Raw genomic sequence first — 5,939 nt, 5'->3', positions numbered from 1 at the left:
TGGTGGGACAGCTCGACACCGAGCTGCAAGACGCCTCGCACCGCTCGGTGCGGATATTCGGTGAGCCACCCTCTGCGCCGTGGCGGCATCACCTACGGCCATTTCCGCGACCCGGCCCGGGCCCGGTTTTCCTTGACGCTCCCGCTCAGCCGGTCGGGATGGTCGCCGCTGTAATCGGCAAGGATCAGGCGATCGAGGCCGGATACCTGACCGCCGCCGGCGGCCGGGGGGCGTTGAACGACGCAGCCAAGGCCCAGCTGATCGCGATCCCGATCAACCGCACGCCGGTAACCCGAGATATCAACGGGCTGGGCCGGTATCGCGTCATTGCCGCACCGGCCCGGCAGAGCGGCGACATCATCATCACCGGTTTGTCGATGTCCACTGTCGACGCCACGATGTTCCGGGTCCTGCTGATCTTCGCGGTGGTCACCGTGATCGCCGTAGCGGCCGCCGCCACCGCGGACACCGTGATCATCCGGCGCGCGCTGGCGCCGCTGCGCCGCGTCGTGCAGACCGCCGGCGAGGTCGTCGATCTGCCGCTGGCCCGCGGCGAAGTCGCGCTGCCGGTGCGGGTGCTCGAGGAGGACGCCAACCCGCGCACTGAGGTAGGGCAGCTCGGGTCGGCGGTGAACCGAATGCTCGACCACATCGCGGCCGCATTGTCGACGCGGCAGGCCAGCGAGACCCGGGTACGCCAGTTCGTCGCCGACGCCAGTCACGAACTGCGCACCCCGTTGGCCGCGATCCGCGGTTACACCGAGCTGGCCCAACGAATGCGCGACGACAGCGATGCGGTCGCCCATGCGATGAAACGCGTGCAATCCGAAACCGAGCGGATGACCCACCTCGTCGAGGACCTGCTGCTGCTTGCCCGCTTGGACTCCGGGCGACCACTGGAACGCGAAGCGGTGGATTTGTCCCGGGTGGCCGTCGACGCGGTCAGCGATGCGCACGTCGCTGGGCCGGATCACCAGTGGGAGCTCGACTTGCCCGAAGAGCCGGTGACGGTCAGCGGCGATGCCGCCCGGCTGCATCAGGTGGTGACCAACCTGCTGGCCAACGCCCGCGTCCACACCGGCGCGGGAACCGTCGTGACCACCCGATTGGCCTCCGATGCGACGCATGCCGTGCTGAGCGTGGTCGACAACGGGCCGGGAATCCCCGAGCAGTTGAAGTCGGAGGTGTTCGAGCGGTTCGCCCGTGGTGACACCTCCCGATCCCGTAAGGGCGGCAGCACCGGCCTGGGCCTGGCGATCGTCTCGGCGGTGGTCAAAGCCCATCACGGCACGATTACGTTGGATAGCGCGCCGGGCCGCACCGACTTTACGGTGCGATTGCCGCTGACAGTGGACGTGTAGCGCCCCCTCATAGCTTCGACCAACTCCAAACTTGAGCCCGCGCAACAGGATTAAAGCACGACCATTGTCCAAGTGCCTGGTGCCACCCGCGGCGCGGGGGGAATGAGAGTGCGCTATGACGCTTAGGCAGCGTGTCTCCGATCCCAATCCCTGCGCCGCTGGCATATTCGCGGCGGCCGCGCTGGATACGGCCCGCACTGTGGACGCTGCTGGGCGACGGCATTACTTATCCGTGGGGCCGGAGCGCATCGGGCTACGCTAACGAGTTCTATGCCGCCTCGGTACAGGCCGGCACGCACGCATAGTTGCTTGGCGCAGACGGCAGCTTCTTGGGAAATCTAAGTAAAACTACCGATGCGTCGACACCGCACGGCCGCGCACACTAGTCAGACGCGGGCGCCAGCCGGAGCATCAGCAATAACGCACATCGGATCAGGATGTGGCTTACAGCTCAGACCTCAGCGCCGCCCTCGCCTATTAGCACAGGTTCGCGCGCGAAGGACTGCCACTATGAATAGCCAGAGATAGCCCCACCACCGGGACGGCGGTTTCCGGCTGTGCGCAACACCTCAAAGTGTCATGGATGCCGCTGGCTTACCCCAAGGGCCTTGCCTTCTCGAAGAGCTCGATCCGCCCGGCTGATTTCCAAATAGTTCTCGAAAAAGTGTCCGACGGGTCGAGCGTAGCTGCTCCTACCGTTGAGAGCCGCCCACCCGGGGCCGCTACCACAGCAAAGGAACATCTCATGAACACCATCCACATCCCGAAGACCAAGTTGATCACCTCGGCGCTCGCCGCCGCGGCCGCGGTGCCCACAATCCTGTTGCTGGGTGCCGGAATCGCGCACGCCGACCCGGACTCCGACCCAGCCGTGCAGCAAGCCATCAAGGCCGAGCAGGACAAGTGGGGGGCGTACGGCTATTGGGACGGTGTGCGGGTAAACGGCCAAAATAAGGTTAACGACGACAATCAGCACATAACGGATCTAACGAACGATCGCAAGAACGCCAAATTCCGCCATGATCGGGTGGCGCAGGACCCCGGCTGGGCTTCTCTAACGGGGTGCGACGCCGATTGCGAGCAAAAGAAGATGGACGAGGACGACAAGGGTCTTCAGGACTGGAACAACAAGCTCAGGACCGATAACACCGACCTCGGTGTGTACGTCAAGTTAGAGCAGGAGGCCAAGAAGGAGTGGGACCAGTCCGTGCAGGCAGTCACCGATGCCAGAGCGGCGGCGAATCGAAAAACACTACCTCCCCAGGAGCGGGGCGGGAACATCGTCCGTGTTCCGGGCCTGGCTCCCTGTCAAGGGGATCCATCGAAGTGCACCGGGCAACTCCAGCAGGGCAGCGGCCAAGGCCAGCAGGGCAGCGGCCAAGGTCAGCAGGGCAGCGGCCAAGGTCAGCAGGGCAGCGGCCAAGGCAAGCAGGGCACCGGTCCGGGCCAGCAGGGCAGCGGCCAAGGCCAGCAGGGCACCGGCCAAGGCCAGCAGGGCACCGGTCCGGGCCTCGAGGACTGCCCAGGGTGCCAGGGGGGGCCCGCCAGATAGCCGTGCTGCGGCCGAGCGGTGGGGTGACGGTGAGCGTGCCGAATGGCCCCAACATCTCGGTCGGCCCGTCACTACCGCCGCTCGTGCCGCCCCAGCCGGCTGCTGGCAGCAAGCAGCAGTGAGACGGCTCATGGGCCACAGGCAAGGCCAGGTGCTCATGCTGTTGCTGCCTGTGCCCCTGGCCGCCGGAAACCGGAATTACCAGTGCAAATCCAGCTCTGTGCGTGCAGACTTATTGGCAATGTCGGCAGTTCCGTGACGGGGTACCGACGCTTCATCGGCGTGGAGCTGATGTCATGACCGCATTACCCGACTGGGATATCGCCACCGACGCGCAGCTGGCCGGTGCGGCCGCGGCGGGCGATCGGGGCGCCTTCGCCGAGATTTATGACCGTTACGCCGACCGGCTTCACGACTTCTGTATCGGGATGGTGCGCGATCGCGAGGCGGCCGCCGACTGCGTGCAAGACGTGTTCTGCACCGCCGCGACACAGCTGCCGAAGCTGCGCGACTCTGAAAAGCTCCGTCCATGGCTATACGCGATCGCGCGTAACGAGGCGTTGCGCTGCATCCGGGAGCGTCGCCGCGAGCAGGCCTTCGACGAAATGCCGGAGGCGGTATCCGGAGAAGCGGGTCCTGACACCTTGGCCGCGCGCACCGAGCTCGCTGATCTGATCGCCGAGGCTGCCGGGGGGCTCTCCGACCGCGACCGCTCGGTGCTGGAGCTGACCTACCGCCACGGCTTGGACGGCCCCGAACTGGCCGAGGCGCTGGGCGTCAGCCCGGGCAACGCCACCAAGATGGTGTTTCGGCTACGCGAGACCGTCGAACGCTCGCTGGGTGCGTTGTTGGTTGCCCGCCGTGCCCACCGCAACCCCCGGGGATGCCCGGAACTGGGTGGGATCCTGGCTGACTGGGACGGAAAGTTCAGCGTGCTGATGCGCAAGCGCGTTGCCCGTCACATCGAATCTTGCTCCACCTGTGAGCAGGAGCGTCGCTCCCTGGTCAACCCGCGTGCTCTGCTGGGTGCGGTGCCGGTGTTTATCCCCGCTCCCTGGTGGCTCCGCGGCCACACCATGGGCCAGATTCAGCTGACCGCCGCCGACTTCGCCATGAGCGGCGGTGCCACGGCCGCCCGTGACCACGAAGCGCCGATTCACCACGGCGGGGCCGACGACACCGACACCCCCTCGCGCCGCACCCGCCGTCGGATGCGGATGGCCGCAATGGCTGCCGCCGCGTTGCTCGCGTCGTTCGTATTGACACTCGCGTGGCTGCACCACCAGAACGTCTCCATTAGCCCGGAGGATCTGACGGCAACCACCCCCACGCCGACAGCCGCACCACCGCCGCCTACCGCGGCAACCTCCAACCCCGCACCACTGCCTCCGACCGGGGCAACGTCCAACCCCGCACCACTACCGCCGCCGGTGGGCACGAACACCGCCGTTCCCGCGGTGACCGTGCCTCCCACCCAGGCGCCTTCGCTGATCCAGACACCCGCCCCGGTGACGACGCAGTGCCCGAACGGTGCGATGGTGCCGGCGGGTCAGTCGTGTCCGACGCCGGTGACGACGCAGTGTCCGAATGGCGCGATGGTGCCGGCGGGTCAGTCGTGTCCGACGCCGGTGACCACCCCCCCTCCGGCGACCGTGACATGTTGGGATGGCAGCACCGCCGCCAATGCTTCAAAATGCCCTCCGCAAGTACGTTCTTGGCGGCCTTCCCGATCCCCGTCGACGAGATGGCTTGGCGAGGGGCCCGGCTGACGCGCTCGACGAGCTCGCCTGGCCGACAACGGGATTCGCCAGATCAGCGATTAGCGTGCTCGGGCGCCCGGACCGCGCAGAGTCTGCTATCGGATTGCATTGGTGCCCCGACTTTTCGGTGCCGGGGTGAATTGGCAAGCCCCGCGCGTCCCGGCGCCCGGAACACGAGTCGCGACGAGCCGACATCCAATCCGGCAATGCAGCAGTTCCGTACCGGATTGGGGGCTTAGCCAGCTGCGGTGGTGTCGTTGAAGGCGGGTCTCTGAAACCCCGTATCCCACTTCATCTGCCACTCACGCGCCGCAGCCGATCCTTGCGTGCCGGCTATGTAAACAAAACCAAAGTCCGCGAGGAACTGGTCGACACCGCGAACGATGGTGCGGCCCAGCGCAAGGATGGTGGTCATCATCGCACCATCCAGTTCACGTAGGCTCGCGCGCGCCAGTTGTCGCTGTCCACCCGAAGCGCATCAAGTAGGCGGTACAGCTCGGGGCACTCGGCCTTCAATGACTCAAGCTTGGCGCTACCGACTACCCGCCCGTGGACAGTCGGCACCGATGAGCGTTTCCTGTCGGAAGTCGCCGAGCTCGCCTCGTGAAAGCAGACCCGCTGCCGTGAGCTAAACACCGAAGTACACCCCATAGCTGCTGTGGGCAAGCATGCTCAACAACCAAAGGACAAGCCCGGTTCCAGCCAAGGAACCAAGAGCCACTATCACGATGAAGGCGACGCGGGCGCAGTTGGCCAGGGCCGACCTGAGTCCGTCATGGTGGTGGTCGATGCCGGTCGGTGGCTGGATGTCGCTGGTAATCATGATGCCCTCCTCTTATCGGTAACGGCGTCGCCGTGCGCCGCGTTCACCAGTAGGAGCAATCAGCGGGCCCTACTCGGACAGTTTTTGCGGGACATTTCTGACTGGTTCCGTTGTCCGCTGAAGTGCAGATCGGTGCGCAGCATCGGCAGCGACGACGAATTCGGTTCCGACAGGCGGTCGGGGGGTACACCGGCGAGGGCAGGATCAATACCTGGCCTCTCCGTACCCCACGACCAGCCGCCTCACGGGCACAACAACGGCTTGTTGGGGTTGCAATTGGGGTTTTTGGCCGGTGGGTTGTTGGCCGACGGGGCCGGCGGGGCCGGCGGCGCCAGCGGACCGAACGAGACGCTCGGGCCATTTGGCACGTTCACCGACACGCCACCGGGGCCGACAGCGATGCTAGGGCCGCCCGGCGCGCTGGCTGGCGGTGAGCCGGGATC

Annotated in this window: 6 protein-coding genes; 4 read left to right on the top strand and 2 right to left on the bottom strand. The window is 66.2% G+C overall.

Annotated elements, in window-relative coordinates:
• The 4 genes from WAN71_RS00660 to WAN71_RS00645 form a co-directional block, all read left to right on the top strand.
• Nucleotides 1-1,361 (top strand): sensor histidine kinase (locus WAN71_RS00660; RefSeq protein WP_422223482.1); only part of this gene is annotated, 1,361 nt, incomplete at its 5' end.
• Nucleotides 1,362-1,492: 131 nt separating this feature from the next.
• Nucleotides 1,493-1,666, top strand: coding sequence for a hypothetical protein (locus WAN71_RS00655; RefSeq protein ID WP_422223481.1), 174 nt, complete (start codon nt 1,493-1,495; stop codon nt 1,664-1,666).
• Nucleotides 1,667-2,106: 440 nt separating this feature from the next.
• A complete protein-coding gene (locus tag WAN71_RS00650; protein ID WP_422223480.1) occupies nt 2,107-2,913 on the top strand; it encodes a hypothetical protein in 807 nt (268 codons plus the stop codon).
• 296 nt (nt 2,914-3,209) lie between these two features.
• Nucleotides 3,210-4,682, top strand: coding sequence for a sigma-70 family RNA polymerase sigma factor (locus tag WAN71_RS00645; RefSeq protein ID WP_422223479.1), 1,473 nt, complete (start codon nt 3,210-3,212; stop codon nt 4,680-4,682).
• 226 nt (nt 4,683-4,908) lie between these two features.
• Here the strand turns inward: WAN71_RS00645 and WAN71_RS00640 are convergent, their stop codons facing one another.
• Nucleotides 4,909-5,091 carry a hypothetical protein gene (locus tag WAN71_RS00640; RefSeq protein WP_422223478.1) on the bottom strand — a complete coding sequence of 61 codons (183 nt, stop codon included), beginning with the start codon at nt 5,089-5,091 and terminating at the stop codon, nt 4,909-4,911.
• A 210-nt stretch (nt 5,092-5,301) separates the two neighbouring features.
• Nucleotides 5,302-5,496 (bottom strand): hypothetical protein, encoded by a 195-nt coding sequence (locus WAN71_RS00635; RefSeq protein WP_422223477.1) that lies wholly within the window; start codon nt 5,494-5,496, stop codon nt 5,302-5,304.
• Nucleotides 5,497-5,939 lie beyond the last annotated feature (443 nt).

Source organism: Mycobacterium sp., from assembly GCF_049280035.1.
In the GTDB taxonomy this organism is placed as follows: Bacteria; Actinomycetota; Actinomycetes; order Mycobacteriales; family Mycobacteriaceae; genus Mycobacterium.
This window is presented reverse-complemented; position numbering and strand designations above follow the sequence as displayed.

Excerpts from the sequence above, each read along its gene's own strand:
- WAN71_RS00650 (WP_422223480.1), top strand. The coding sequence starts at position 2,107 with ATGAACACCATCCACATCCCGAAGACCAAGTTGATCACCTCGGCGCTC.
- WAN71_RS00645 (WP_422223479.1), top strand. The coding sequence starts at position 3,210 with ATGACCGCATTACCCGACTGGGATATCGCCACCGACGCGCAGCTGGCC.
- WAN71_RS00640 (WP_422223478.1), bottom strand. The coding sequence starts at position 5,091 with ATGATGACCACCATCCTTGCGCTGGGCCGCACCATCGTTCGCGGTGTC.
- WAN71_RS00635 (WP_422223477.1), bottom strand. The coding sequence starts at position 5,496 with ATGATTACCAGCGACATCCAGCCACCGACCGGCATCGACCACCACCAT.